At 42.9% G+C, this 25847-nt stretch carries 23 protein-coding genes; 13 read left to right on the top strand and 10 right to left on the bottom strand.

Annotation, left to right across the window (positions count from 1 at the left end; all coding sequences use genetic code 11):
* Positions 1-20 precede the first annotated feature (20 nt).
* The gene (ligA, locus tag ACXADT_RS01925; protein WP_270182723.1) at positions 21-2027 is read left to right on the top strand and encodes an NAD-dependent DNA ligase LigA; all 2007 of its coding nucleotides are present in this window, start codon (positions 21-23) and stop codon (positions 2025-2027) included.
* A 13-nt stretch (positions 2028-2040) separates the two neighbouring features.
* Complete coding sequence (locus ACXADT_RS01920) at positions 2041-3249, top strand: CamS family sex pheromone protein (RefSeq protein WP_270182722.1); 1209 nt, start codon at positions 2041-2043, stop codon at positions 3247-3249.
* Between the two features lie 42 nt (positions 3250-3291).
* Here the strand turns inward: ACXADT_RS01920 and ACXADT_RS01915 are convergent, their stop codons facing one another.
* Complete coding sequence (locus tag ACXADT_RS01915) at positions 3292-4287, bottom strand: metal ABC transporter solute-binding protein, Zn/Mn family (protein WP_474833076.1); 996 nt, start codon at positions 4285-4287, stop codon at positions 3292-3294.
* 280 nt (positions 4288-4567) lie between these two features.
* On the opposite strand from ACXADT_RS01915, the gene pruA reads away from it, so the two are divergent.
* The 7 genes from pruA to rlmD all read left to right on the top strand — a co-directional run bounded on the left by pruA (position 4568) and on the right by rlmD (position 14898).
* Positions 4568-6115 (top strand): L-glutamate gamma-semialdehyde dehydrogenase, encoded by a 1548-nt coding sequence (gene pruA, locus ACXADT_RS01910; RefSeq protein ID WP_270182720.1) that lies wholly within the window; start codon positions 4568-4570, stop codon positions 6113-6115.
* Positions 6116-6668: 553 nt separating this feature from the next.
* Positions 6669-8132 carry a sodium/proline symporter PutP gene (gene putP, locus ACXADT_RS01905; RefSeq protein WP_442865224.1) on the top strand — a complete coding sequence of 488 codons (1464 nt, stop codon included), beginning with the start codon at positions 6669-6671 and terminating at the stop codon, positions 8130-8132.
* A 214-nt stretch (positions 8133-8346) separates the two neighbouring features.
* Positions 8347-8637, top strand: coding sequence for an Asp-tRNA(Asn)/Glu-tRNA(Gln) amidotransferase subunit GatC (gene gatC / locus ACXADT_RS01900; RefSeq protein ID WP_270182719.1), 291 nt, complete (start codon positions 8347-8349; stop codon positions 8635-8637).
* A 12-nt stretch (positions 8638-8649) separates the two neighbouring features.
* Positions 8650-10104, top strand: a complete 1455-nt coding sequence (gene gatA, locus ACXADT_RS01895) for an Asp-tRNA(Asn)/Glu-tRNA(Gln) amidotransferase subunit GatA (protein ID WP_474834629.1) — start codon at positions 8650-8652, stop codon at positions 10102-10104.
* A 16-nt stretch (positions 10105-10120) separates the two neighbouring features.
* Positions 10121-11554 carry an Asp-tRNA(Asn)/Glu-tRNA(Gln) amidotransferase subunit GatB gene (gene gatB, locus ACXADT_RS01890; protein WP_474833074.1) on the top strand — a complete coding sequence of 478 codons (1434 nt, stop codon included), beginning with the start codon at positions 10121-10123 and terminating at the stop codon, positions 11552-11554.
* A 911-nt stretch (positions 11555-12465) separates the two neighbouring features.
* Positions 12466-13425: a diacylglycerol kinase gene (locus tag ACXADT_RS01885; RefSeq protein WP_474833072.1), complete on the top strand. Its 960-nt coding sequence runs from the start codon at positions 12466-12468 to the stop codon at positions 13423-13425.
* A 102-nt stretch (positions 13426-13527) separates the two neighbouring features.
* Complete coding sequence (gene rlmD, locus ACXADT_RS01880; protein WP_474833070.1) at positions 13528-14898, top strand: 23S rRNA (uracil(1939)-C(5))-methyltransferase RlmD; 1371 nt, start codon at positions 13528-13530, stop codon at positions 14896-14898.
* Between the two features lie 59 nt (positions 14899-14957).
* On the opposite strand, the gene ACXADT_RS01875 is transcribed toward rlmD, so the two are convergent.
* From ACXADT_RS01875 to ACXADT_RS01860, 4 genes are all read right to left on the bottom strand, one after another.
* Complete coding sequence (locus ACXADT_RS01875; protein ID WP_474833069.1) at positions 14958-15590, bottom strand: phosphatase PAP2 family protein; 633 nt, start codon at positions 15588-15590, stop codon at positions 14958-14960.
* A gap of 80 nt (positions 15591-15670) precedes the next feature.
* On the bottom strand, positions 15671-15997 hold the full coding sequence (locus ACXADT_RS01870; RefSeq protein WP_270182713.1) for a hypothetical protein: 327 nt from the start codon (positions 15995-15997) through the stop codon (positions 15671-15673).
* Positions 15998-16000: 3 nt separating this feature from the next.
* Complete coding sequence (locus ACXADT_RS01865) at positions 16001-16810, bottom strand: alpha/beta hydrolase family protein (protein WP_474833067.1); 810 nt, start codon at positions 16808-16810, stop codon at positions 16001-16003.
* A 127-nt stretch (positions 16811-16937) separates the two neighbouring features.
* Positions 16938-17117, bottom strand: coding sequence for a spore germination protein (locus tag ACXADT_RS01860; protein WP_270182711.1), 180 nt, complete (start codon positions 17115-17117; stop codon positions 16938-16940).
* Between the two features lie 121 nt (positions 17118-17238).
* Between ACXADT_RS01860 and ACXADT_RS01855 the strand changes: the two genes are divergently transcribed.
* A complete protein-coding gene (locus ACXADT_RS01855) occupies positions 17239-17787 on the top strand; it encodes a GNAT family N-acetyltransferase (protein ID WP_474833066.1) in 549 nt (182 codons plus the stop codon).
* A gap of 34 nt (positions 17788-17821) precedes the next feature.
* Here ACXADT_RS01855 and ACXADT_RS01850 read toward each other — a convergent pair whose 3' ends face one another.
* From ACXADT_RS01850 to ACXADT_RS01835, 4 genes are all read right to left on the bottom strand, one after another.
* Positions 17822-18064, bottom strand: coding sequence for a hypothetical protein (locus ACXADT_RS01850; RefSeq protein WP_474833065.1), 243 nt, complete (start codon positions 18062-18064; stop codon positions 17822-17824).
* 307 nt (positions 18065-18371) lie between these two features.
* Positions 18372-19823, bottom strand: a complete 1452-nt coding sequence (locus ACXADT_RS01845) for a carbon starvation CstA family protein (RefSeq protein WP_270182708.1) — start codon at positions 19821-19823, stop codon at positions 18372-18374.
* A 133-nt stretch (positions 19824-19956) separates the two neighbouring features.
* Positions 19957-20688, bottom strand: coding sequence for a LytR/AlgR family response regulator transcription factor (locus tag ACXADT_RS01840; RefSeq protein ID WP_474833064.1), 732 nt, complete (start codon positions 20686-20688; stop codon positions 19957-19959).
* Positions 20689-20691: 3 nt separating this feature from the next.
* On the bottom strand, positions 20692-22425 hold the full coding sequence (locus tag ACXADT_RS01835) for a LytS/YhcK type 5TM receptor domain-containing protein (RefSeq protein WP_474833062.1): 1734 nt from the start codon (positions 22423-22425) through the stop codon (positions 20692-20694).
* A 200-nt stretch (positions 22426-22625) separates the two neighbouring features.
* Here ACXADT_RS01835 and ACXADT_RS01830 point away from each other — a divergent pair, with 200 nt between their 5' ends.
* Complete coding sequence (locus ACXADT_RS01830) at positions 22626-23195, top strand: hypothetical protein (RefSeq protein WP_474833060.1); 570 nt, start codon at positions 22626-22628, stop codon at positions 23193-23195.
* A gap of 68 nt (positions 23196-23263) precedes the next feature.
* Here ACXADT_RS01830 and ACXADT_RS01825 read toward each other — a convergent pair whose 3' ends face one another.
* Positions 23264-23641: a PH domain-containing protein gene (locus ACXADT_RS01825; RefSeq protein WP_270182704.1), complete on the bottom strand. Its 378-nt coding sequence runs from the start codon at positions 23639-23641 to the stop codon at positions 23264-23266.
* Positions 23642-23792: 151 nt separating this feature from the next.
* Between ACXADT_RS01825 and ACXADT_RS01820 the strand changes: the two genes are divergently transcribed.
* Positions 23793-24599 (top strand): alpha/beta fold hydrolase, encoded by an 807-nt coding sequence (locus ACXADT_RS01820; protein WP_474833058.1) that lies wholly within the window; start codon positions 23793-23795, stop codon positions 24597-24599.
* 157 nt (positions 24600-24756) lie between these two features.
* Positions 24757-25770: a LacI family DNA-binding transcriptional regulator gene (locus ACXADT_RS01815; protein WP_270182702.1), complete on the top strand. Its 1014-nt coding sequence runs from the start codon at positions 24757-24759 to the stop codon at positions 25768-25770.
* Positions 25771-25847: the final 77 nt, after the last annotated feature.

Here is a 25847-nt window from a genome sequence, read left to right as displayed (position 1 = left end):
TGAAAGGTGAGGGTTTCATAGTGGAAAATGAGAATGCCAGTAAGCGTATTGAAGAACTTAGAGAACTACTAAATAAATATAATTATGAGTACCACGTGTTGGATAATCCAACTGTGCCTGACGCTGAGTACGACAGAATGATGGATGAGCTCTTAAAGCTAGAGGAAGAGCACCCTGATCTACGTACTGAAGATTCCCCTACACAGCGAGTCGGGGGTCCTCCATTAGAAGGATTTCAAAAGGTTGAGCACCGAGTCCCGATGCTTAGCCTTGGAAATGCTTTTGGTGAAGAAGACTTACGGGACTTCGACCGACGTGTACGTGACCGTATAGGCGAAAACTTTTCATATGTATGTGAACTGAAAATTGATGGACTTGCTGTGTCGCTAATTTATGAAGATGGTAGGTTTGTTCGTGGTGCAACCCGAGGTGATGGCACGATTGGTGAAGACATCACACAAAACTTGAAGACCATTCCTGCTATACCTCTTCGTCTTAGTGAACAGGTAAGCATGGAAGTACGTGGCGAAGCGTACATGCCGAAGCCTTCTTTCATGAAGCTAAATGAAGAGCGTGAAAAGAATGAACAAGATTTATTCGCTAACCCAAGGAATGCGGCTGCAGGGTCCCTTCGTCAGCTAGACCCGAAGATTGCAGCTAGTCGGAATCTATCGATCTTCGTATATGGAGTAGGCACCGTCGATGGAAAAGAAATCGACTCCCATTCAGATGGACTCGATTATCTTAGTGACCTTGGATTTAAAACGAATCCTGAATGGAAACGTTGTGATACGATCGATGCTGTTATCGATTATATTGAAGGCTGGTCTGAACGAAGACCTGACCTATCCTATGAGATCGATGGGATCGTTGTAAAAGTCGATTCACTCGAACAGCAAGAAGAACTTGGTTTCACCGCTAAAAGTCCTAGATGGGCGATCGCGTATAAGTTTCCTGCAGAAGAAGTTGTCACGAAGTTGCTTGATATCGAGCTTAACGTAGGGAGGACGGGTGTCGTAACGCCAACAGCGCTGCTTGAACCAGTTTTAGTTGCTGGTACGACTGTACAACGTGCTTCTCTTCACAATGAAGATCTCATTAAAGAAAAAGATATTAAAATCGGTGATTATGTTGTTGTGAAAAAAGCCGGCGATATCATTCCAGAGGTCGTCTCAGTGCTTGAAGAGCGTCGAACTGGAGAAGAGCAAGGGTTTGCCATGCCTGAAACGTGTCCAGAGTGTGAGAGTGATCTCGTGCGTCTTGAGGAAGAAGTGGCACTTAGGTGTATTAACCCAAAATGTCCTGCCCAGCTTCGTGAGGGATTGATTCACTTTGTGTCAAGAAACGCAATGAACATTGACGGTCTTGGAGAGCGTGTGATCACGCAACTTTTCAGAGAAGAACTCATTCATGATGTGGCAGATATTTATCAGCTAACGCATGAACAACTGATCGAATTAGAACGAATGGGTGAGAAGTCTGTAGCCAATTTATTAGAAGCCATCGCTGTTTCAAAAGATAATTCGCTTGAGAAGCTATTGTTTGGCCTTGGCATCCGACATGTCGGGTCGAAGGCAGCAAAGACACTTGCACAGCAATTCGGTACGATGGACAGCATGATGGAAGCTACTGTAGAAGACCTTGAAGCGATCAATGAAGTCGGTCAGAAGATGGCAGACTCTGTTGTGAGATATTTTCAGAACGAAGAAGTTCATGAACTTGTGGATGAGCTTAAAGCTGCTGGGGTCAACATGACGTACAAAGGGCCAAAGCCTGTTTCAGTAGAAGACATCGATTCCGTATTCGCCGGAAAAACCATCGTCTTAACAGGTAAGCTCTCGCAAATGAGTCGTGGAGATGCAAAGAAGAAGCTTGAAGAACAAGGAGCAAAGGTAACGGGCAGTGTAAGTAAAAGCACTGATTTACTCATTGCTGGGGAAGATGCTGGTTCCAAGCTTGAAAAAGCTGAATCGTTAAATATAGAAATATGGGATGAAAACAAATTCGTCGAAGAGTTAGCAAAATGAGGAGAGGGAATTAATGCGAAAGATGCGAGCGATCATCGGTAGTATGATGGCTCTTTCGCTGGTTTTATCAGGCTGTGTTCCTAGTTTCATGAAGGACGAGCAGAATGACACAGTGGAAGTGCCTAATTCTAAGGATGAAGAAAGTGAAGAAATGATCGTCAGTGAAGATATTAAAACATCTGAAAAGTATTACCGTTCCGTACTTGAGAAAAAGGGAGATAAGAACTCTTTAGATGCGTCAGAAGTAAGAGGGCTTATTACAGCTGGAGTGGATAACAGACTCGATGTGGATTCTCTTGAGATGGGCCTGATCCGTCTTTCCCAAGAACATTTTGATCCAGAGAAGTACTTTTTTAAAGAAGGTCAGCTATTTGACTCTGAGCAGATTCACAATTGGTTGTATCGAAAAAAGGGAGACAGTGAGGGACTTAACCCTGCTCTAGGAGTAGAGGATGATCCTAGCCAACACGAGAAAGTCATCGAGGCTGAGAAAAACAATCCTAAATTCCTTTCCTTTATTCATGAACAAGACTACTATGTTCAAAACAAAGATGATGAACTCCAACTAGGCGGTATTTCGATTGCCTTATCCTTATATTCTGAGTATCCCTATTCCGTGTTAGATGAAGAAGGGTTGAAATACACTGGCAACGTTAAATTAAATCGTGAAAAAGTTATTCAGCAGGGTAAGGAAGCGATCAAGCCGATCATAAAGAAAATCCGTGAAGAACATGATGTTCCTGTTATGTTTACGCTCTTTATCGAAGAGCCGAGACAATCGGTCGTTCCTGGAAACTTTGTTGCTTCGACAATTGTTGAAGAAGGAAAAGCGAGTGCAGGTTCTTGGAAAGATTTAAACGAGGAATATGTGGCATTTCCATCTGATAAAGCAGAGAATGAGTTTCCAGCTGATGCTGAAAAGTTTGCAGACTTTACTCGTGAAGTTCAGGATTTCTTTCCTAACTTTGTAGGAGTTATCGGTGCTGGCTTTTACAAGCAGGATGAACTTCGACAGTTGAAGGTGGAAATTCCTATTCAGTTTTATAGTAAAGCTGAAGTCATTTCATTTACTCAGTTTGTTACTGGGCTTGTCAAAAAGCGAAACGATACGTTCCAGCAGAATTTACCGGTATCGATTTACATCACGAGTAATGGAAAGCCGGAGAGTATCATCGTAAAAGACCCGAATCAAGAAGAACCGTTCGTTCATATCTACAGCTAATGAAAAAGGCTTCTACGGAATTTCCGTAGAAGCCTTTTCGTGTTATTCGCTCAGTGCTTTCTCTAGTGTTTCAATATTCTTCTTCATGAGAGAAAGGTAAGTTTCTTCATTCTTAATATCATCTTCAGAAAGTACAGATAGGTTATGGATGCGAAGTGTTTCTAGTCCTAGTTCTTTCTGTACCGTTTTTGCAGGCTTAGGGGTAACGTTTTGCTCGAAAATCATATATTGCAAGTTAAACTGTTTCGCGGTCTCAATGATTTCCTCCAACTGCTGTTGAGTAGGTTCCTGTGATGGAGAAAGACCTGTAACGCTCAATTGTTCTAGCCCGTAGCGTTTTTCCCAATACCCATAAGCATCATGGGAAATGAGAAATTCTTTTTTATCGGCATTGCTTACCAGCGTTTTAAACGATTCATCTAACTCAAGTAAGTCATTTTCAAGCTCAGTAAAGTTCGCTTCAAATGCTTCTTCTTGGTCTGGTTTTAACTCGATAAGAGCATCTTTGATGTTTCTAGCTTGCTCTATTGCAAAAATAGGATCGATCCATACATGAGGATCTACATTACCATGGTCATGATCGTGGTGCCCTTCATTTCCTTCATCATGACTATCGTGGTCCTCGTGTTCATCTTCATGGTCGGCATGCTCTTCGTGACCTTCTTCCGTTTCAGCGAGGTCAATACCTTTTGAAGCTTCAAGAGTCGTAACGCCTTCTTTGTCTAAAATATCTTTTGCAGTATCCGCAAAACCTTCTAGACCTGCGCCATTAAAGATAAAGAGGTCAGATTCTGCAAGCTCAGTCATCGTTCTAGTAGTTGGATCGAAACTATGTGCATCGCTCCCTGGAGGGAGGATCGACTCAGCTTCTACTGCATCGCCACCGATTCGCTCAGCGAAGTATTCAGTTGGGTATAACGTTGTATAGATCGTAAGCTTGCCTTCTGATGTAGTCTCGTTATCGTCACCTGAAGCACAGCCAACTAACAGAAACGTAAATAAAGATAGCAGGAACGCTACCGAAACGTATCTTTTCATAATAAACTCCTTTTTACCTTTTACTGTTTACTGTAGTTCATTATATAGGAATTTAGTCCACTTGCAAATAGTAATCTTTTCGATTTACGATTAAATAAATAGGATGAAAATCAGGGGTTTAGTAGAAAGCAATTCAGGATACACCCAATATATAGCAATAAAAAAACATGCGATTCTATCAAAAATTGTGGCAATATTTTCTTTGTTTGAAGAATTGTGTTATCACATGATAGAATGGTAGATGTGAAAACGTTTTAATCGACAAGGAGGCTGGATTTACATGGTAGTACCTTACAAACATGAGCCATTTACAGACTTTACGGTAGATGAGAACCGTAAAGCGTTCGAGGCAGCGCTTAAGCAAGTTGAAGGCGAACTTGGAAAAGATTACGATCTTCTCGTAGACGGTGAGAGAATTAGCACCGAAGACAAGATCGTTTCTATTAACCCTGCGAACAAGGAAGAAGTCGTAGGTAGAGTTTCTAAAGCGAATCAAGATATCGCGGAAAAAGCGATTCAAGCTGCTGACAAAGCTCTTGAAGGCTGGAGAAAATGGTCCGCTCGTGCTCGTGCGGATTTACTATTCCGTGCTGCAGCGATCGTACGCCGTCGTAAGCATGAATTTTCGGCGTATCTAGTAAAAGAAGCAGGTAAGCCATGGAAGGAAGCAGATGCTGATACAGCTGAAGCGATCGACTTCATGGAATACTATGCGCGCCAGATGATTGATCTTGGCGAAGGGAAACCAATAAACAGTCGCCCGAATGAACATAACCGCTATGTTTATACTCCGGCTGGTGTGTCTGTCGTTATCCCACCTTGGAACTTTGCGTTTGCGATTATGGCTGGAACAGCAGTAGCTCCACTCGTAACGGGTAACACCGTTCTACTGAAGCCTGCAAGTGCGACACCAGTAATCGCTGCTAAATTCGTAGAAGTGCTTGAAGAAGCAGGACTACCTAAAGGTGTACTTAACTTTGTACCAGGAAGCGGTAAAGAAGTAGGTGACTATCTTGTAGATCACCCTAAGACTGCTTTGATTTCATTTACTGGATCGCTTGAAGTCGGTACACGCATTTATGAGCGTGCTGCAAAGGTTCAGCCTGGTCAAAAGCACTTGAAGAAAGTAATCGCTGAGATGGGTGGTAAGGATACGGTAGTCGTTGACGATACTGCTGATCTTGAACTTGCTGCTGAAGCGATCGTTGTTTCAGCATTTGGATTCTCTGGACAAAAATGTTCAGCTGGTTCCCGTGCCGTTATCCATCAGGATGTATATGACGAAGTACTCGATCGCGTCGTGAAGCTTACAAATGAGCTTTCTGTCGGCGAAACGAAAAAGCCTGATGTGTATATGGGACCAGTGATCGATCAAGGTGCTTATGATAAGATCATGAGCTACATCGAGATCGGTAAAGAAGAAGGCCGTCTCGTTGCTGGTGGTACTGGAGATGACTCGAAAGGGTTCTTCATTCAACCGACAGTATTTGCTGACTTACATCCTGAATCTCGAATGCAACAAGAAGAGATCTTTGGGCCAGTTGTCTGCTTAACGAAAGCAACAGACTTTGATAACGCTCTTGAAATCGCCAATAACACTGAATATGGACTTACGGGTGCTGTTATTACAAACAACCGTGAGCACATCGAACGCGCGAAGGAAGATTTCCATGTAGGTAACCTTTACTTCAACCGAAATTGTACTGGCGCAATCGTTGGATACCATCCATTCGGTGGGTTCAAAATGTCAGGTACTGACTCCAAAGCGGGTGGCCCTGATTACTTGATCCTTCATATGCAGGCGAAAACAATTTCTGAAATGTACTAGAATAAATGAGACTGAATAAGCACTCTCGCAACGTTCGAGAGTGCTTTTCTTTTTTTTTTGTTTTAACGTTTTGCATGTAATGAATTAAAACGGGATATTATAAAAATGCCAAAATACTAAAGAATATTTCAGAATCAAGATTAACATGTCAATTTGGTGGGTAAATGTTACTAGAGTGTGTCTTATCATTACATATTTCTCAATTAATTTTAATTAATTTCATTGAATACTTATTCTAGATCGTTCTATATGGCAGTGTATGGAAGGATATTGGTGAATAATTATTCATAAAAAAGTTTATGATATAAGATTTTAATTGTTCTGAAAAATATTTTATGATATAGTAATCATTGGTTTGTAAAAGGACTTATGGTCTATAATGAAAATTTTAATTCTCAGGAAAATGCATACCTGTGAATAATGACTTAAAGGAGGTGAAAGTGTGGAATACACCTTAACAACAGCAACTTGGTTCTGGCTGCTTATACCGATGCCTTTATTAGTCATACTATCCATAATTACATTTTTTACCGAAAGGAGAGAATAGTACTAGATGAGTATTGAAACGCCTACGTTAGTCACGTTTATAGTATATCTTGTCGGAATGCTTGCGATCGGTCTAATATCTTACCGACTAACAAGCAACTTATCAGATTATGTTCTTGGAGGAAGAAGATTAGGTGGATCTGTTGCAGCACTTAGTGCGGGTGCATCAGATATGAGTAGTTGGCTCTTACTCGGACTGCCTGGTGCAATGTACGCAGGTGGTATGAGCCAGATTTGGATCGGGATTGGGCTCGCGGTCGGAGCTTACCTGAACTGGCAATTCGTTGCAACACGTCTTCGTCGTTACACTGAGGTAGCAAATGATTCCATTACGGTTCCAGATTATCTTGAAAATCGTTTCCGTGATAAATCAAAAGCTCTTCGTGTTATCTCAGCAATTGTCATTCTTGTATTCTTTACATTCTATACGTCTTCAGGTCTAGTTGGGGGCGCAATCCTGTTTGAAAGCTCGTTTGGCATGAGCTACGAAAGTGCTTTGTGGATCGGTGCAATCGTAATTATTTCTTATACGTTCCTCGGCGGTTTCTTAGCAGTTAGCTGGACGGACTTCTTCCAAGGAATCTTGATGTTCCTAGCTCTAGTTGTCGTACCAATCGTTGCGATCTTTGAAATGGGCGGTTGGGGCGAAACAGTGAATCAAGTTGGTGAGATCGATACAACTTACCTTGATATCTTCACTGGCATGAGCTTCATGGGTATCATTTCCCTTCTTGCTTGGGGACTTGGATACTTTGGACAACCTCATATCATCACACGTTTTATGGCAGTTAAATCATCAAAAGAAATTCCAAAAGCGCGCCTTGTTGGTATGACTTGGATGGTTGTTTCTCTATTCGGTGCGATCTTCACAGGTTTCATCGGTATCGCATTCTTCTCAGGCGGCCTTGAGAACTCTGAGACAGTATTTATCGAATTCACTCAAATCCTATTTAACCCTTGGGTATCAGGATTCTTGCTTGCAGCAATCCTATCTGCAATCATGAGTACGATTGACTCTCAGCTTCTTGTATCTTCAAGTGCTGTTGCAGAGGACTTCTATAAAGCGATTCTACGTAAGAATGCAAGCCAGACTGAGCTTGTATGGGTAGGTCGTATCGCTGTACTTGGAATCGCATTGCTAGCAATCCTATTAGCTTATAACCCAGAAAGTTCTGTGCTTGGTCTTGTAAGTTACGCTTGGGCAGGATTTGGTGCTGCATTCGGACCAGTAATCATTCTAAGCTTGTTCTGGAAACGCATGACTCGTAATGGTGCACTTGCAGGTATCCTTGTAGGTGCTGCGACAGTAATCATTTGGAAGCAGCTTTCAGGTGGTCTGTTCGACCTTTACGAAATCGTACCAGGATTCATTCTTTGCTGGATCGCTGTATTGGTATTCAGCTATGTTGGTAAAGAACCTGGAGAAGAAATTGAAGCAGAATTTGATGAAGCGAAATCTTCTCAAGTTTAATTGTTACACTAAGACTCACTCCAATTGGAGTGGGTCTTTTTTTTGTTCTTATACAAGTACTTCGAACGGTGAGGGCAATATAAGGTGTGTTAAACAAACGTTTGATTGAAAATCTGCTTAATATTGACAAAACGGCATTCTGTTGCTTAATGAAGTCTGTTTTTGGTATCATCTATATATTGCAGGTTGTTCGAATTTTACGGAGGTGAAAGAGATGTCCAGAATTACAAATGAACAGGTTAAGCATGTTGCGAACCTGGCGAGACTTGAAATGGATGAATCAGAAGTCGAAAAGTTTACAACTCAGCTCGATGACATCATTTCGATGGCAGAGCAGCTGAATGAACTAGATACAGAAAATGTTGAACCAACTACTCACGTTCTTGATCTGAAGAATGTTCTTCGTGAAGACAAGGTACAGCCGTGGCTTTCACGTGAAGATGCACTTAAAAATGCACCAGATCAAGAAAACGGACAAGTGAAGGTTCCATCAATTTTAGAGTAAGGGAGGTACGAGATACCGATGTTTGATAAAAGCATAAGCGAGCTCCATAGCTTGCTACACAAGAAAGAACTATCAGTTAGTGAACTTGTTCAAAGTTCATTTGATCGTATTAACTCGGTTGAAAACAAAGTAAAAGCATTCATGACCTTGAACGAAGAAGGGGCTATGCAAGCTGCAAAATCCCTTGATGATAAGCTTGGAACGGAAGATGCAAGGGGTCTACTTTTCGGACTGCCGATCGGGGTTAAGGATAACATCGTCACGAAAGGTCTTCGTACAACAGCTGCGAGTCAGCTATTAGGAAATTTTGAACCATTACATAACGCAACAGTAGTTGAGCGTTTGCAAGCAGCTGAAACAGTTACAGTTGGGAAATTAAATATGGATGAGTTCGCGATGGGTTCTTCAAACGAGAATTCAGGTTTCTATGCGACCCGTAACCCATGGAATACAGACTATGTACCTGGTGGCTCAAGCGGTGGCTCTGCTGCATCTGTAGCAGCTGGAGAAGTATTCTTCTCACTTGGTTCTGACACCGGTGGATCGATTCGTCAGCCGGCAGCATTTTGCGGTGTAGTTGGGTTGAAACCAACATATGGTCGTGTTTCTCGTTTCGGATTGATCGCATTCGCATCATCTCTCGACCAAATTGGTCCGATCACAAATACTGTAGAAGACAACGCATATCTTCTTCAGACGCTTGCTGGGCACGACAAGATGGACTCTACTTCAGCGAACGTTGATGTTCCTGATTATCTTACAAGTCTTACTGGAGACGTGAAGGGTCTGCGCATTGCGGTTCCAAAGGAATACCTTGCTGAAGGTGTAGATGAAGATGTGAAGAACAAAGTTCTTGCAGCATTGAAGAAGCTTGAAGAACTTGGTGCGACATGGGAAGAAGTTTCCTTACCGCATTCAAAGTATGCCGTTGCAACGTACTATCTACTTTCTTCTTCTGAAGCATCAGCAAACCTAGCTCGTTTTGATGGTGTAAGATATGGCGTACGTGCTGAAGCAGATAACCTTCTTGATGTGTACAAGAAAACAAGAAGTGAAGGCTTCGGTGAGGAAGTGAAGCGTCGTATCATGCTTGGAACGTTTGCACTAAGTTCAGGTTATTATGATGCTTACTATAAAAAAGCGCAAAAGGTTCGTACGCTGATCAAGAACGACTTTGAAAAAGTGTTTGAGGACTACGATGTCATTATTGGACCTACAACACCGACACCTGCATTTAAAGTGGGCGAGAAGATCGATAACCCACTAACGATGTATGCGAACGACATTCTGACGATTCCGGTTAACTTAGCTGGCGTACCTGCTATCTCTGTACCTTGTGGATTGTCTAATGGCCTACCTGTCGGATTACAAATAATCGGAAAGCATTTTGATGAGAAAACTGTTTATCGTGTAGCTCATGCTTACGAACAAGTAACTGATCATCATAAAGCTAAACCAGAGCTGTAAGGGGTGACGACTGAAAATGAATTTTGAAACAATCATCGGTCTTGAAGTTCACTCGGAACTAAAGACAAACACGAAGATTTTCTGTAACTGTTCAACGAATTTCGGTGCGCCTCCTAACACGAACGTGTGCCCGATTTGTCTAGGACACCCTGGTGTTCTGCCTGTCATGAACGAACAGGCTGTTGATTTCGCAATGCGTGCTGCTATGGCACTAAACTGTGAGATTGCAGAAGACACGAAATTTGACCGTAAAAACTACTTTTACCCTGATAACCCGAAAGCGTATCAGATCTCTCAATATGATAAGCCGATCGGTGAAAATGGCTGGATCGATATTGAAGTGGACGGGAAGACAAAGCGAATTGGGATTACGCGTCTACACCTAGAGGAGGATGCAGGTAAACTGACTCACGTTGATGGGGAAAATCATTCTCTCGTTGACTTTAACCGTCAAGGTACACCTCTTGTTGAGATCGTATCTGAGCCAGATATCCGTACACCTGAAGAAGCGTATGCTTATCTCGAGAAGTTGAAGTCTATTCTTCAATACACAGAAGTATCTGATTGTAAGATGGAAGAAGGCTCACTTCGTTGTGATGCAAACTTGTCACTTCGTCCATACGGACAAGAAGAGTTTGGAACGAAGACAGAGCTTAAGAACTTGAACTCATTCGCTAACGTTCAAAAAGGTCTTCAGTACGAAGAAGTACGTCAGGAGAAAGAACTACTTGCAGGAAACGTAATCGGACAAGAAACACGCCGTTACGATGAAGCAGGTAAGAAAACAATCTTGATGCGTGTGAAGGAAGGGTCTGACGACTATCGTTATTTCCCTGAACCAGACCTTGTTCGTCTTTCAATCGACAAAGGGTGGATGGACCGCGTTCGTGCGGATATTCCTGAACTACCGGATGCACGCCGTGAACGCTATGTGAACAAGTACGATCTTCCTGAGTACGATGCCAAAGTTCTTACTCAGTCTAAGAAGATGTCCGATTTCTTTGAAGTCGCAATCGAACAAGGCGCAGATCCAAAACAAGCTTCTAACTGGTTGATGGGTGAAGTGTCTGCCTACTTGAACGCGAACTATAAAGAAATTGACGAAGTGGCTCTTACACCTGAAGGCCTTGGCACACTGATTGCATTGATCGAAAAAGGTACCATTTCATCTAAGATCGCGAAGAAAGTCTTCAAAGATCTTATTGAAAAAGGTGGCGATCCTGAACAGATCGTTAAAGACAAAGGCCTCGTTCAGATTTCTGACGAAGGCGAGCTACGCGGAATCGTTACTGGTATTCTTGATGAGAACGAGCAATCGATCGAAGACTACAAGAATGGTAAAGACCGTGCGCTTGGTTTCCTAGTTGGACAAGTGATGAAAGCAACAAAAGGTAAAGCGAATCCTCCAATGGTTAACAAGCTGATCGTTGAGGAAATGGATAAGCGATAGATTGATTTCGAAAGCCCTCCTTGATTGGAGGGCTTTTTTTATTTGAATGGCTCCAGCGCTTGTCGGACCTAAACGGCTACTTCCGCTTTTCATTGTCCAGCTGCAGTAGCCAGGTCCTCGATCGCTTCACCTTTCAATCCGAACACAAAAAGCGTGTTCAAATTGAAAGGCTCCAGCGCTTGTCGGACCTAAACGGCTACTTCCGCTTTTCACATGTCCAGCTGCGGTGGCCAAACCCTCCGGTCGTTTCGCCCCTTCGGTTGAGACAGAAAGCGTCTCATCCTCACGGGCTCCAACGTCCTGCGGATTTAAACGGGCCACCTCCGCTTTTCGATGTCTAGCTGTGATGGGCAGACCCTCGATCGCTTCGCTCTTTCCCAAGAACACAAAAAGCGTGTTCATGGGAAAGCGCTCCAGCGCTTGTCGGGTCTAATCGCCCATCTCCGCTTTTCATTGTCCAGCTGCAGTAGCCAGGTCCTCGACCGCTTCACCTTTCAATCCGAACACAAAAAGCGTGTTCAAATTGAAAGGCTCCAGCGCTTGTCGGACCTAAACGGCTACTTCCGCTTTTCACATGTCCAGCTGCGGTGGGCAGAAACTGCGATATTTCACTCTTTCACCTGAACACAAAAATCGTGTTCAAGTTCAAGAGTTCCAATATCTCCGTTTCTAATCGCCCACCTCCGCTTTTCATTGCTTTTTCCACCTTAAACGAATATAATCATATCTGAGGTTAATCGGGTTGAGACGGTCACGGTGATGTGGGCGTTTTTTGTTTGTTAAACATTTTTTATTAGTCTTTTCGTTCGAATTTGTCGAGCGGTTAAGGCTTTTCAAATAAGATAAAAGAGACTACTATTGGGTTATAATGGTAGCATAGAATAGAGATATAGAAGATAGGATGATGAAGGATGAAACGTGCTAGACTGATCTATAATCCCACGTCCGGAAGAGAACAGGTGAAGCGTTCGTTACCATATATACTAGAACGTCTTGAAATAAACGGATATGAAACATCTGCACATGCGACGACTTGTGAGGGGGACGCGACGAAAGCGGCTCGTATCGCAGTTGAAAGAAAGTTTGACCTTGTCATCGCAGCTGGTGGAGATGGAACGATTTATGAAGTGATCAATGGCATTGCTGAGCAGCCGTACAGGCCGAAACTCGGTATTATTCCTGTTGGGACAACGAATGACTTTGCTCGTGCGATTGGAGTACCTAGGACGGTTGAAGGTGCGATGGATGTGCTATGCGAAGGTCTTGAAATGCCGATCGATATCGGTCGCGTAAACGATCATTATTTCATTAATATTGCCGGTGGTGGACGTCTAACGGAATTAACATATGAAGTGCCTAGTAAGCTGAAAACGATGCTAGGTCAGCTTGCTTATTATATGAAGGGTATCGAGATGCTTCCATCGATCCGTCCGACAAAGACTAGAATAGAATATGACGGAAAACTATTCGAAGATGAAATCATGCTATTCCTCGTATCGAACTCGAACTCGATCGGCGGTTTTGAGAAGTTAGCGCCGCATGCGTCTCTCAATGACGGCCTATTCGATCTAATGATTTTAAAGAAAACCAATATCGCAGAGTTTATTAGAATCGCGAGCAGTGCACTACGAGGGGATCATATCAATGATCCAAACGTCGTTTATAAAAAAGCGAGCCGTATTAAAGTAGAAGCCGTTGATAAAATGCAGCTTAATCTTGATGGTGAGTATGGTGGGCCTCTACCTGCAGAGTTTACAAATCTCTATCGCCATATCACGATGATCGTCCCATCAAAAACGAATAAGAAACATTCGACAGATGAAGAAGCGATGAGAAACACCTTACCTGAGGAGGAGAAGTCAGAGAGTTGATCTCTGGCTTTTTTACTTGGTGCAAAACTACCCAATTTCTATATCGATTCACACTGTGGTACAATTTTTGTACATGACATTGAACGGAAAAGGACTGAAAATATGAGTATCCAGGAAACACCCGTAACAAAAAACGACATAGTCGAAGTTGAGTTTAAGGATCTTTCCCATGATGGCGCTGGTGTTGCTAAAGTAGAAGGCTATACGCTCTTTGTTCCTTATGGCATCCCAGGAGAAAAAGCTAGAGTGAAAGTAGTCAAAACGAAGAAAGGCTACGGATTCGGTAAGATTCTCGATGTAATAGAAGAAAGTGAAGAACGAAACACGCCGCCGTGTCCGATTTTTTATAAGTGTGGAGGATGTCAAACTCAGCATATCACGTATGATAGTCAATTGAAGTTTAAACTTAAACAAGTAAAGGACGTCATGGAGCGTATCGGAAAAATCGACGTTCCTATTCATGATGTACTCGGAATGGAGGATCCGTGGCGTTACCGAAACAAAGCGCAAGTCCCTGTTGGGGAAGAAGATGGCAAGATCGTTGCCGGTTTCTATCAGCAGCGCAGCCACAAAATCATCGACATGGATCAGTGTCTGATTCAAGAGCAAGAAAATGATCATGTACTAAAAGTGGTCAAGGGAATTGCTGAAAAATATGGCATACGGGCATACGATGAGCGCACGCACCGTGGGACATTACGACACGTTGTTGCAAAGTATGGTAAACAAACGAAGGACGTCATGGTTGTTCTCGTTACAAAGCAAAAAGATTTACCAAACCGCAAGAACATCATTCGTGATATTACGAAACAAGTCCCTGGCGTGAAATCAATCGTTCAAAATATTAATCCAAAGCGTACAAACGTCGTCTTTGGTGACGAAACACGGGTTCTTTGGGGAACTGATTACATTTACGATACGATCGGTGATATTAAGTTTGCGATTTCCGCGCGCTCGTTTTATCAGGTGAATCCTGACCAAACGAAGGTACTTTATGATCAAGCGTTGCAGTATGCAGGGTTAACTGGAGAAGAAACGGTCATCGATGCGTATTGTGGCATCGGAACGATCTCCCTATTCTTAGCTCAAAAAGCAAAAAAAGTGTACGGGGTAGAGATCGTGCCTGAAGCGATTGAAGATGCGAAGCGAAACGCCGAACTGAACGGCATTACGAACGCAGAATTTGAAGTAGGCGAAGCTGAAACCATCTTACCGATGTGGAAAAAGCAGGGCATTGAACCGGATGTTTTCGTCGTGGATCCACCTCGTAAAGGCTGCGATGAGTCTCTTTTAGAGACTATTCTTGAAATGAAGCCAAAGAAAGTCGTTTACGTTTCGTGTAACCCTGCTACGTTAGCAAGAGACCTTAGAATTCTTGAAGATGGCGGGTATGAGACGAAGGAAGTTCAGCCTGTCGATATGTTTCCGCATACGACGCACGTGGAGTGTGTAGCTTCCTTAGAATTAAAATAGACTTCTATAATGTGAAAGAGCATCTGTATGACAGGTGCTCTTTTATGTTTATCACATTTCTATGTAACACTTCGACTCAATCTATTCCTGAAATACTCATACCCATACATAGCTGCAACCAAGATCGCTCCTCCCAAACAATATCCACCAATTACATCAGTAAAATAATGCTCTTCTGTAACGAGACGACTTAATCCGATGACGACGACTAAAATGAGTGCGACGATCAAACTGATTTTCTTGAATGTTGAACGCGTCACATACTGAAAAAGGAAGTAGACGATTAATCCGTACAAGATGACGCCCATCGTTACGTGTCCGCTCGGAAAGCTATATCCTTCCGCAACGGCACCTTCCACTGAGGGGCGATCTCTTTGAATAAGGACCTTAACGTACTTATAAGAATAGTTACCGATGACCACAGCAAAGGTTACTGTGATCAAGCCTAGGATGTTCTTTTTAAACGCTAACACGATTACAAATAAAACTAATAGTGTCACGATAAAAGGTTTAGAGGCGATGTGAGAGACAGCTTCTAAGATTTCAACGGTAGTACTTGGTGATTTTGCGAAAATGTTAGCAATACCTTCATCGATTGCAGGAGTGCGATTGTTTGAGACGATGAATGCTAGAATGATTCCGATGCTGATCAAGCTGATGAATAGGACCGGATATAGAAGTTTTCTTTTCATGTGTTCCTCCTGGATGATGTAGCACTTTTAACAGTTAATCAAACGTTTGTTTGAAAAGGAAGTAGCGTGCTGCTTCCTTTTCAAAACGTGATTGGTTTGAAGTTAGGGAACGGTTGATTCGCTTCCTCAAGTGAAGAGAGGGTGGTCATTTCTGCGACAGCCATAAATTTTTCCCATACTTCCATCACGACATCTGATTGATGAGCCTCATCTTTAGCAGCGATGGATTTCCATTGGAATATTTCTAAAATGGTTCCATCGTTTGCTTGTAAGTGAAGAGGTGTTTGTTCTGTAATGAGACCTTCTCTTCGTAATGTTGGTAAGTGATCTTTCACTACCTTTTGTAGATCCTCTTCCTTACCCGGATGAGGGCGATAGAGTGCAATAGAAACTGTTGGTTCAGACATTCTTTAGCCTCCCTTAATCGTTGTATACAATAGCTCTACTTCTTCCATTACCATTTCCCATGCAAGGGACGTTGTATCTGTCAGCATGAAATGTTCTGCTTGAGGTAGTTCTACCAATTTCACGAAGTCTCCTGCTTCCTGAGCTTCTCTATGATACTGACTGCTGATGCCGATTGGCACATGAATATCTAGTGAGCCGTGGATGAGAACTTGATGAATATCCAAAGGAAGCAGTTCGATAGGAGACGCATCTTTGTATCGTTCAGGGAATTCCTTCGGAGATCCTCCTATTAAGTCAGCTGTAGGATTGTTCGGCTCGAGTGATAACGTTTCATCGCGGTATTCATGAACTTCGTGCATCAGTTCGAGGTCGGTCACACCTGCAAGACTGATGACGCCGGCGATTGGTAAGGGCTTGTCCGTATGTAGCGGGCTTTCGCTTCTGATCTTATGCCTAGCAGCTAACCAGGTCGCAAGGTGACCTCCCGCAGAATGACCAATCGTGATAACATTGCTTAGATCCAGCGCATGTTTTTCCTTAAGGGCATAGAGGTGGTCAGCTGCTTTCGCGACATCTGTTAACGTATCTGGCCATGCTTCACCACGTTCTGATACTCTGCGGTATTCAATGTTCCAAGTTGCGATTCCTTTTTCGGTCAACGCTTCAGCAACGCCAGTCATTAAATCGAGCTTGAATGGCTCTCGCCAAAAACCACCGTGAATAACGATCGCAACCGGGTGAGGGCCATCGCATTCAGGTATGCGTAGTTCTCCAAACTGGTTTTCATCGTTTCCATAAAATAATTTCTCCATCATGTCACCTCGTTATGTTTGTACTCCTATTATTATCTCATATCGGGGCCAATCGGTTCACGATAAAACTCCCCAACCGTATCACGATTGAGGAGCTCTGATTTAAGGTTATAAAATATAGATGAGGCTATTTACACTTAATAGTAATACTGATGAAGTTATTTATAATCATAAATGAACCCGTGTTGCCTCCGCCTGAGCCAGAGACTGTTTTACTAGCAGAGATCGGGGAAATGGTATGAGCGCATTGGACAACGGTACCACTGTTGTTCTCAATGATAACTGGTCCTTTAATTATACAAGGCATGGTCTCACTCTCCTGGTTTATCTATAATAGTATATGGACAAACCGTGAGAGTGCTTGGACAAGAGACCTATTGTAATCGCCTAAATTAAGCGAAATCCTACATACAGGAAGGAAAGCGTTTATGTCATATAACTTTAACCCGTTTCCACTATTACATACCGACCGTCTATGTCTTAGAAAGTTATCGATGAACGATGTCGATGGGATTTATGAGTACCATCGCACGAAACAACATTTTCCATACGTGGACATACCTGAACACCAAAGCGTTGAAGACAGCCGTCACTATATCAACAAGATGAACAAAGGTGTTGATGAGAATAAATGGGTGATTTGGGCACTAACAGAAGCTTCTACGAATAACATCATCGGAACGATTTCCATATGGAACCTTTCAGAAGATGAACGAAAGGGAGAGCTAGGCTATGGATTACATCCAGGTCATACTGGAAAAGGATTTATGGCAGAAGCTCTTGAAGAAGTGCTTCACTATGGATTTCGTACGATGGGGCTCGAAACAATCGAGGCGTATACGAATAAAGATCATCAGCGTTCGATCTCATTATTAGAAAAGAGTGGGTTTACGAAGATAAAGACAATCTCTGAAAAAGGGCCGAGTGGTGAGTATCTGCAGCTTGCGGTGTTTAAGAAAACTTCTGGTAACGGTTAAAACGCTCAATCGCTGAGCGTTTTTTTCTGTCACTCTACCAATAATGAAACGGATTAAAAGAGATATCCTCGATGGTTGTAAAAGGAATTGAGATCAAGGCAGCTCCAAGAAAGAAGTAGCTCGTATCTTCTTCTTCCTTTTGCTTACTACCAAGAGGGCGTAGATAAACGTGTGTTTCATCTACTTGGTCAATATAGCCATGATAAACATAATCATCGTAACAGAGGATCTTTACACATTTTCCAATGTTGTTTGTGAACACATCATGATAGGACATGCTTCTCCTCATTTCTAATAGAGGTTGAAAAGCAGGGAGAGCACTACTTCCCACTGTACGATTAGAATATGAAAGGAATAGGTAAAGCGTTCAATCTGGTGTGAAAGGTATCAATTTTTAAACGAAAAAGAGCCAGGCAAATGCCTGAGCTCCTTTCACTAAAGTATTCCGATTAAAGCTAATCCGAACAAAAAGATACTAGCGAGAACAATTTTTCCTGCGAGAGGAAGGGTCTCCTTGCCGTTCGTATTGATTCGTTCTTCCTCTTCATTAACTGTTTCTCTATATTTAGGATTGCAGCATCCCATTAAGCAACACTGTCCCATCCTGTGATGTCTTCTTCTAATGGAATGTTTGCTGCACGTTGTTTACGAGCGGCGAAGAAGAAGCTGATGATTACACCGATCGTGATGATCGTTGCACCGATATAGGCAATGTTAATCGGTAGACTAAAGCCAATCGGGGCATACAAAATATACGTTGTCGTTGCCATCGTGATAAATACTGCCGGAATCATCGCGATCCAGTAGTTTTTCTTAGCGATGAAGAGGTACATTGCCCCTACCCATAATGCGATCATAGCTGTGGATTGGTTTGCCCATGAGAAATAGCGCCAGAGCAACGTGAAATCGATTCTAGTTAAAGCAAATGCGACAGCGAATAGTGGTAGTGCGATCCATAGGCGGTTCGTAATCTTTTTCTGAGAATACTTGAAGTAGTCTGCGATAATCATACGAGCGCTTCGGAATGCTGTATCACCAGAGGTAATCGGTAGCACGATTACACCGAGTACTGCCAGTGTTCCACCGATCGCGCCAAGCATAAGTGTTGAAGCTTCACTTACGATAGCAGCTGGTCCACCGCTTGCAAGTAGTTCGTTCAATCCAACTGGTCCATTAAATAGACTCATAGCAGCAGCTGCCCAAATCATCGCGATGATTCCTTCTGCGATCATCATCCCGTAGAAGATTCGACGTCCTTGCTTTTCGTTTTGAGTTGTTCTTGAAATGATCGGAGTCTGCGTCGCATGGAAACCTGATAGAGCACCACAAGAAATCGTTAAGAATAGTAGTGGGAAGATCGGTGCGCTGTCAGGGTGTAAGTTTGTAAGACTGATTTCTGGAATTGGAGCGCCAGTAAAGACTAGACCTGCGCCAACTCCTAGGGCACTGATCAATAGTAGTGCACCAAAGATAGGGTAAAAGCGCCCGATGACTTTATCGATCGGCAATAGAGTCGCGATAATATAATAGATGAAGATTGCTCCAAGGATGAGTCCCATCGTGACCCAGCCGTTCATCATGTTGTTTAGTAGTCCTGCTGGTGCGGTAACGAATACTGTACCCGTGAGTAAGAGAAGGAGTACAGCAAATGCGTTCACGACATGTTTCATGACTTTTCCTAGAAACTTCCCTGCGAGCTCTGGTAAGTGAGCTCCGCGATTTCGTATCGAAATCATCCCGGTTAAATAGTCATGTACGGCCCCAGCAAAAATACACCCGAACACAATCCATAGAAATGCCACTGGACCATAAAGAGCGCCTAGAATCGGTCCGAAAATTGGACCTACTCCTGCAATGTTCAAGAGCTGGATGAGTGAGTTTTTAGGTGTGTTCATCGGAAGGTAATCGACACCGTCTTGATGAGTATATGCCGGTGTGTGTCGCGTGCTGTTCACACCGAACGTTTTTTCAACGAATTTACCGTAAGTAAAGTAGCCTATTACGAGAAGTACGATTCCTACTAAAAATGTAATCATGATAACTCCTACCTTTCCGTTCTTTGTATGCGTTTACATAAATTATAGGAAAGATAGGACGAAAGTGGGGAAGATTTGAACAAGATGTAGAAAAAAGCGGGTAAGATGTATGTGAAAGCGTTTAACATGCAATCTATAATTCAAGACGTGACCGAAGAGACTTCACATAATTACGACTGACAGCAAGCTTTTCTGCTATACCTTCTAATTCGAGTTGGTAAGCGCCGTTAAACCATGGTGTCAGCCTTGTAACATACATCAGATTAACGATATAGCTTTTGTGAATGCGAAAGAATGGGTGTGTAGATAATCGGTTTTCTAATTCTTTCAGTGTCATTTTGACTTCGAAGGCATTGTTCTTAAGATAAATTCGGGACACGCGGTCGTCCCGGCAAATGTATAGGATATCGGTCGGATCGATGTAATGGATGTCGCCATCAGTTTCGATGGATAATTTCCCTTTTTTCATTTGTGGTGAAGTCACTTCAGTGTTGGAAGTTACCAGTTTTTCAAGACGCTTGATCGTTTGTTCGAGCTGTTCTTCATCGTAGGGCTTCAACAAATAGTCGACGGCCTCATAACGAAACGCTTCAGCTGCAAATTCAGGATAAGCAGTCGCGAATACGATGAAAGGAGGATTCTTAAGCTCAAGTAGTGCTTTAGCGGCGTCCATTCCATTCATCGCTGGCATTTCTACATCTAGAAACACAACATCAGGCTGAAGCTGGATCGCTTTTACGACAGCTTCTTGCCCTGAGTCTGCTTCGCCAGTAATTTCGATCGAATTAAATTCACCAAGAAGGTGAACGAGTTCCTCGCGGCTATATCGCTCGTCATCGACAACTAAGGTTTTAATTACGTTCATTCGTTACTCCTCCATAGATGGGATCAAAAAACGGACGATTGTTCCGTTGTCTTGTTCACTAGAAATCTGAAGGCTGGCTCGTTCTCCGTAGAGCATGGTAAGACGGCGGTTCACATTATAAAGACCGAGTCCAGTTCCACTCTCTGAGTCCAATGGAGCCTTACCGATTTCTTTTATTCTGTGCTGCGGAATTCCAGCTCCGTTATCTTTCACGCTAACAAGGGTTTCGTTCTGTTGGCAGATGATGCTGATTTCAACGATGCAGTTCGTGTTTTTGTTTTTAATTCCGTGCTTAATTGCATTTTCAACAATAGGCTGCAGCGTTAGCGGTGGAAGTTTCCGATACAGCGTTTGTTCGTCTATCTCATAGTTTACACGAAGTCTGTCTACGAAACGTGCTTCTTCAACCTCAAGGTATGCTTTTACATGTTTCAATTCCTGGTTGAGTGTGGTCATATCAGCTGTTGTCCCTGATAAGTTTTGTCTAAGAAAATGAGATAACGATAGTAAGAGTTTTCGAGCCTTTGCTGGTTCAGTTCTAACTAAGGAAACGATGGTGTTCAATGAATTAAATAAAAAATGAGGACTAATCTGAGCTTGCAGCGCCTTGATTTCTGCTTCTTTTGCAAGCTGATAGGCGTTGTCCGCTTCAGCTATTTCGAGCTGGTTACTTAATAGAACACTAAGACCTGTAACGAGTTCAGTGATAACATTCGTTATCTCTTTTTCAGATTGAAAATAAAACTTTAGTGTTCCGATCGTCTCGCCCCGTTGCTTCAATGGAGCTACGATCGCCGCGCCAAGGGGACAGTTTTTGTCGGCACAATGGATTGTGCGGTCGTTTGCGATCATCATGTCGCCATCTTGAATTACGTCTCTCGTAATGCTCGTTTGAATCGTGTTTCCTGCTTGATGATGATCGTCTCCCATCCCAACATGACTTAAGATATGAGTTTTGTCCGTAATGGCTACAGCGCTTCCCTCGACTTCTCGATGAAGAATTCGGCAAACTTCTGTTGCGGAGACCGTTGTAAGCCCTTTTCGCAGATGGCCGAGCGTTTGATCTGCGATGCGAAGTGTTTTTTGAGCTTGAAGCGCGCCAGCCTTTTCCTCTTCGTTCACGACGTTCTTGATGATCAGTAAGAAGAGGGCGCAGCCGATTCCGTTCGCTAAGATCATTGGGAGGCCGATGACTTCAACTAGCGCTAATGCGTTCTCAAATGGCTTAGATAGTCCAAGGATGATGAGCATCTGAACTGCTTCTGCACCAGCACCGATCATGAAGGCAGACTGAAGTTTGACGTGACGATTTCGTTTATGAAGAGCTCCTGAGATTAACCCAGCGATGATGGCCGCTAATCCGCATGCAAGAGCTGTAAAGCCTCCGAGGAAGTACCGGTGCGCACCTGCGATAATACCAGCACCGATTCCGACGCGATAACCTCCCAGTAATCCTGCGAGCACCACGCCGATGACCCTCGAATTCGCGATGGCTTCATCTGAAGAGACATCGAGCGGCCATGCATTGAATTGGAAGGACTCTGTATTGAACGTGAGTCCAGTATATGTACCGATGATGCCGAAGAACCCAAAGAAGCCGATCGCAACATACTGCTGTTTTCTAGCAAGACGCTCACTGTAGATCATGTCTCTAAAGAAGCGAAAGCGAGTCAACACAAATGCGATCGTTACGATGATCCCAAGGCGCTCAAGCATCGTTAATAGCAGTTCAAACATCTCGAAGCTCCTTTCTGGTGCATCTTCCGGTGCCTGTCACCACCCGTATTGGCTCGAAGAGTGTCGAATAATAGAGGGGTTTCTTTTCATTATACTGGTTTTTACGAGTGAGGGAAAACGAGCGTGAAACAGCATCCTAAATTTAACAATTATGATAAAGTGAGAATTGTAGTCTAGTAAGAATATCGAGGAGTGATTCGATGGCGATTAAATACAACGTTTGTCTTCAATGTGGTGCGAAACAAGCAGCAAAAATCATATATGGAATGCCAACGCATGACGTGAAACCAAAGGTAGAGAGGGGAGAAGTCGTGCTAGGCGGGTGTTCCCTCCCTAAATCGAGCAAGGATTACCACTGTAAGAGCTGTGGATTTGAATGGTCGAGAGAAGAAGCGGTGGATCACGCTTACCAGAAGATTACTAGCATCAAAGCAAATGTTGGCGGCTTCTTCGGGAATAGCTATGAAATCGACTGGCATTTACCAACAGGCGAGGTAACGCATTTACAATGGGAGAATTCAAGAGATGAAGAGCCCATCAGATGGAACACAACTTGTGTTCCATCCATAAACGCTCTTCAATCTACAAACCTCTTAAGATGGAAACGTAACTATCAACCAGAAGAAATGGTGTTAGACGGCACCTCCTGGAGTGTGGAGATCAGAACAGAGGATAAGGTTATCAGAAAGCACGGCTCAAATGCCTATCCGGAAACGTGGGAAGAGTTTTGTGGGGTGATGGAACAGGTGTCAGGGAAAACGTTCAGATAAGCCAATGAGCCGATGAGCCGATGAGCATACATATAAAGCAGGCCATTGGCCTGCTTCATAGTTAAGTATTATCCGCATAATGCTGCGAGGATTTTTTGTACATCGTAGATGCTGTCATCCTTCTTAAACTGCTTTGAAATTGTAGGAGCTTGCGAGCCTGATATCCATATTTTTAGTTCTGCATCGAGATCAAAGTGTCCCGCTGTTTCGATTGAGAAGTGTGAAATGCTCTTATAAAGGACGGAATGGTACTCGATTTTCTTTCCAGTCATGCCTTGTTTATCAACAAACAGTAGCCGCTTGTCTGTGAAAACAATCAAGTCACGTACAAGTTTGAATGCCGCATTAACTTCTTCTGCCTCTGCAAGGATGTTTGATAGTTCTTTCTTTACCTCACCTTTATCCATCGTCGATGCGTTACCCATGAATCCGCTGAGAATACCCATTGCTATTCCTCCTTTCAATCGTATTTTATCAAACGTGGTGACAGGTACCACTCGATTGGTGTCGAAAGGAATAGAGAATGTTTTAAACGATACGAGCGTATTGTGTTAAGTGAATCCAATCTATGTGAGAGTGTGTAAGGAGGGAGAAGCTATGGCATTCCTAAAGCTTGAAGACGGCGTTGAGCTATACTATGAAGATGTTGGGATGGGAGACCCGATTCTCTTTATTCATGGCGTCTGGATGAGCAGTCGTTTCTTTAAGAAACAGCTTCCATACTTCAGACAGAAGTACCGAGCAATATCCATCGATTTAAGAGGACATGGGCAATCGTCCCATGCAGATTCTGGTCACACAGTCGCCACCTATGCGAAGGACTTAAAGGAGTTTATCAAAAAGCTCGATCTTAGAGACGTGACGCTAGTCGGCTGGTCGATGGGAGCGTTTGTTATTTGGGAATACATCCATCAGTTTGGTGAAGATGGAATAAAAGGAACTGTGATCGTAGATGAGCTCGCCTCAGACTTTAAATGGCCAGATTTCGAAATTGGTGCGTTCGATCTTCCTGCATTATCAGGAATGATGCAGCAAATTCAAACTGACCAGAGAGGATTACTACAGGGATTCCTACCGCTAATGTTCAAAGAGGAAGTTTCGGAAGAAGAGTTAGAGTGGATGCTTGAGGAAACAACGAAGCTTCCAGCGTCGATCGCTAGCGCCATCTTATTCGATCAATCGATCGTGGATTGTCGTCCTTATCTTAATGAAATAACAAAGCCGACGCTGTTATGCTTCGGTAAGGAAGAAAAACTGATCCCAGTTGCAGCAGGCGAACATTTAAATAAAGAAATCAAACAATCTAAATTAGAAATATTTGAGGATAGCTGTCACTGTCCTTTCTTGGAAGAACCAGAGCGGTTTAATGAAGTTGTAGATCAATTTATAAGATCACTTAAATAATGTTCTTCATAAGTAATGAGGAGAGGCACCTTTTCAAGGATGCCTCTTCTCATTGGAAAAAAGTATTCAAAAGATTCTCTGAAAAAGTGTTGCTATGTCATATTAAGTGATATATAATGACTTCAACGAAAGCGCTTTCGATAAAGAGGAGATAATCATGATAACAATCTATGACCTTGCGAAAAAGACTGGCTTTTCTTATACGACAGTCTCTAAAGCTTTAAATAATTATCCTGATGTTAGTCAAAAAACAAGACAAGCTATACTTCAAACCGCAGCTGATATGGGATACTTACCTAATGCACATGCGCAGTCTCTCTCTACGAAGAAATCCTGGACAATCGGTGTGATGTTTTCAGAAGCAAATGAAGTAGGCATGAAGCATCCGTTCTTTAGTGCAGTGATTGAGAGTTTTCGAAAGCATGCTGAGAAAGAAGGCTATGATTTGATCCTCGCTTCTAGGAATCTGAGGAACAGAGACACGAGCTACCTTGAACACTTTCTCTACCGTGGAGTCGATGGCATTGTTGTCATAAGCTCTGATCCTAACGATGAACAAGTTCAAGAAATGATTAACAATCACATCCCAATCGTCGTAATCGATATGACGAATGAAAATTGCAGCGTAATCCTATCGGATGATCTATCTGGAGGAAAACTTGCCATCAACTACCTTCACTCATTAGGACACACGAAGATTGCTCATATTTCAGGTGACCCTACAATTCATGCAGGGAAAGAAAGAATTGAAGGTTACAAGAAAGCAATGAGTCAATTGGGATTACCTGTCCCTGATCACTATCTTGTGAATGGCGGCCTTTTTTCCATTAAAGAGGGAAGTGAAGCCATGTCGAAGCTACTGGATCTACCTGATCCGCCAACAGCTGTTTTCGTAGCTGGAGACCATATGGCAATCGGTGCTATGGAGCTTGCCAAATCGAGAGGAGTTAGAATTCCTGAAGACGTCTCGATCGTCGGCTATGATGATATAGAGATGGCTAGCTATGTAACGCCAAAGCTCACAACGATACGACAGGATACAGATGTGCTAGGGGTTAGAGCAGCACAGATTTTAATCAAGCAGATGATTCAGAAAAAGAAGATCGTAACAGAAGAGATCATTCCAGTACAGTTGATTGAAAGAGAGTCCTGTTTACCATTAAAAAAATAAAACAAATTTTTTTAACCCAACACGAAACCGCTTTCGAAATGAAATGCCTTTTTATTTTATGGTAATCGAAACCGCTT

Source organism: Anaerobacillus sp. ABR4_321, assembly GCF_056158505.1.
The sequence above is the reverse complement of the archived record's forward strand: the minus strand, read 5'-3'. Positions and strand labels throughout refer to the sequence as shown.

Excerpts from the sequence above, each read along its gene's own strand:
- ACXADT_RS01820 (WP_474833058.1), top strand. The coding sequence starts at position 23,793 with ATGGCATTCCTAAAGCTTGAAGACGGCGTTGAGCTATACTATGAAGAT.
- ACXADT_RS01830 (WP_474833060.1), top strand. The coding sequence starts at position 22,626 with ATGGCGATTAAATACAACGTTTGTCTTCAATGTGGTGCGAAACAAGCA.
- pruA (WP_270182720.1), top strand. The coding sequence starts at position 4,568 with ATGGTAGTACCTTACAAACATGAGCCATTTACAGACTTTACGGTAGAT.
- ACXADT_RS01855 (WP_474833066.1), top strand. The coding sequence starts at position 17,239 with ATGTCATATAACTTTAACCCGTTTCCACTATTACATACCGACCGTCTA.
- rlmD (WP_474833070.1), top strand. The coding sequence starts at position 13,528 with ATGAGTATCCAGGAAACACCCGTAACAAAAAACGACATAGTCGAAGTT.
- ACXADT_RS01840 (WP_474833064.1), bottom strand. The coding sequence starts at position 20,688 with ATGAACGTAATTAAAACCTTAGTTGTCGATGACGAGCGATATAGCCGC.
- ACXADT_RS01875 (WP_474833069.1), bottom strand. The coding sequence starts at position 15,590 with ATGAAAAGAAAACTTCTATATCCGGTCCTATTCATCAGCTTGATCAGC.
- gatC (WP_270182719.1), top strand. The coding sequence starts at position 8,347 with ATGTCCAGAATTACAAATGAACAGGTTAAGCATGTTGCGAACCTGGCG.
- ACXADT_RS01825 (WP_270182704.1), bottom strand. The coding sequence starts at position 23,641 with ATGGGTATTCTCAGCGGATTCATGGGTAACGCATCGACGATGGATAAA.
- gatB (WP_474833074.1), top strand. The coding sequence starts at position 10,121 with ATGAATTTTGAAACAATCATCGGTCTTGAAGTTCACTCGGAACTAAAG.
- ACXADT_RS01870 (WP_270182713.1), bottom strand. The coding sequence starts at position 15,997 with ATGTCTGAACCAACAGTTTCTATTGCACTCTATCGCCCTCATCCGGGT.
- ACXADT_RS01850 (WP_474833065.1), bottom strand. The coding sequence starts at position 18,064 with ATGTCCTATCATGATGTGTTCACAAACAACATTGGAAAATGTGTAAAG.
- ACXADT_RS01815 (WP_270182702.1), top strand. The coding sequence starts at position 24,757 with ATGATAACAATCTATGACCTTGCGAAAAAGACTGGCTTTTCTTATACG.
- ACXADT_RS01845 (WP_270182708.1), bottom strand. The coding sequence starts at position 19,823 with ATGATTACATTTTTAGTAGGAATCGTACTTCTCGTAATAGGCTACTTT.
- ACXADT_RS01860 (WP_270182711.1), bottom strand. The coding sequence starts at position 17,117 with ATGCCTTGTATAATTAAAGGACCAGTTATCATTGAGAACAACAGTGGT.
- ACXADT_RS01835 (WP_474833062.1), bottom strand. The coding sequence starts at position 22,425 with ATGTTTGAACTGCTATTAACGATGCTTGAGCGCCTTGGGATCATCGTA.
- ACXADT_RS01865 (WP_474833067.1), bottom strand. The coding sequence starts at position 16,810 with ATGGAGAAATTATTTTATGGAAACGATGAAAACCAGTTTGGAGAACTA.
- putP (WP_442865224.1), top strand. The coding sequence starts at position 6,669 with ATGAGTATTGAAACGCCTACGTTAGTCACGTTTATAGTATATCTTGTC.
- ACXADT_RS01885 (WP_474833072.1), top strand. The coding sequence starts at position 12,466 with ATGAAACGTGCTAGACTGATCTATAATCCCACGTCCGGAAGAGAACAG.
- ACXADT_RS01920 (WP_270182722.1), top strand. The coding sequence starts at position 2,041 with ATGCGAAAGATGCGAGCGATCATCGGTAGTATGATGGCTCTTTCGCTG.
- ACXADT_RS01915 (WP_474833076.1), bottom strand. The coding sequence starts at position 4,287 with ATGAAAAGATACGTTTCGGTAGCGTTCCTGCTATCTTTATTTACGTTT.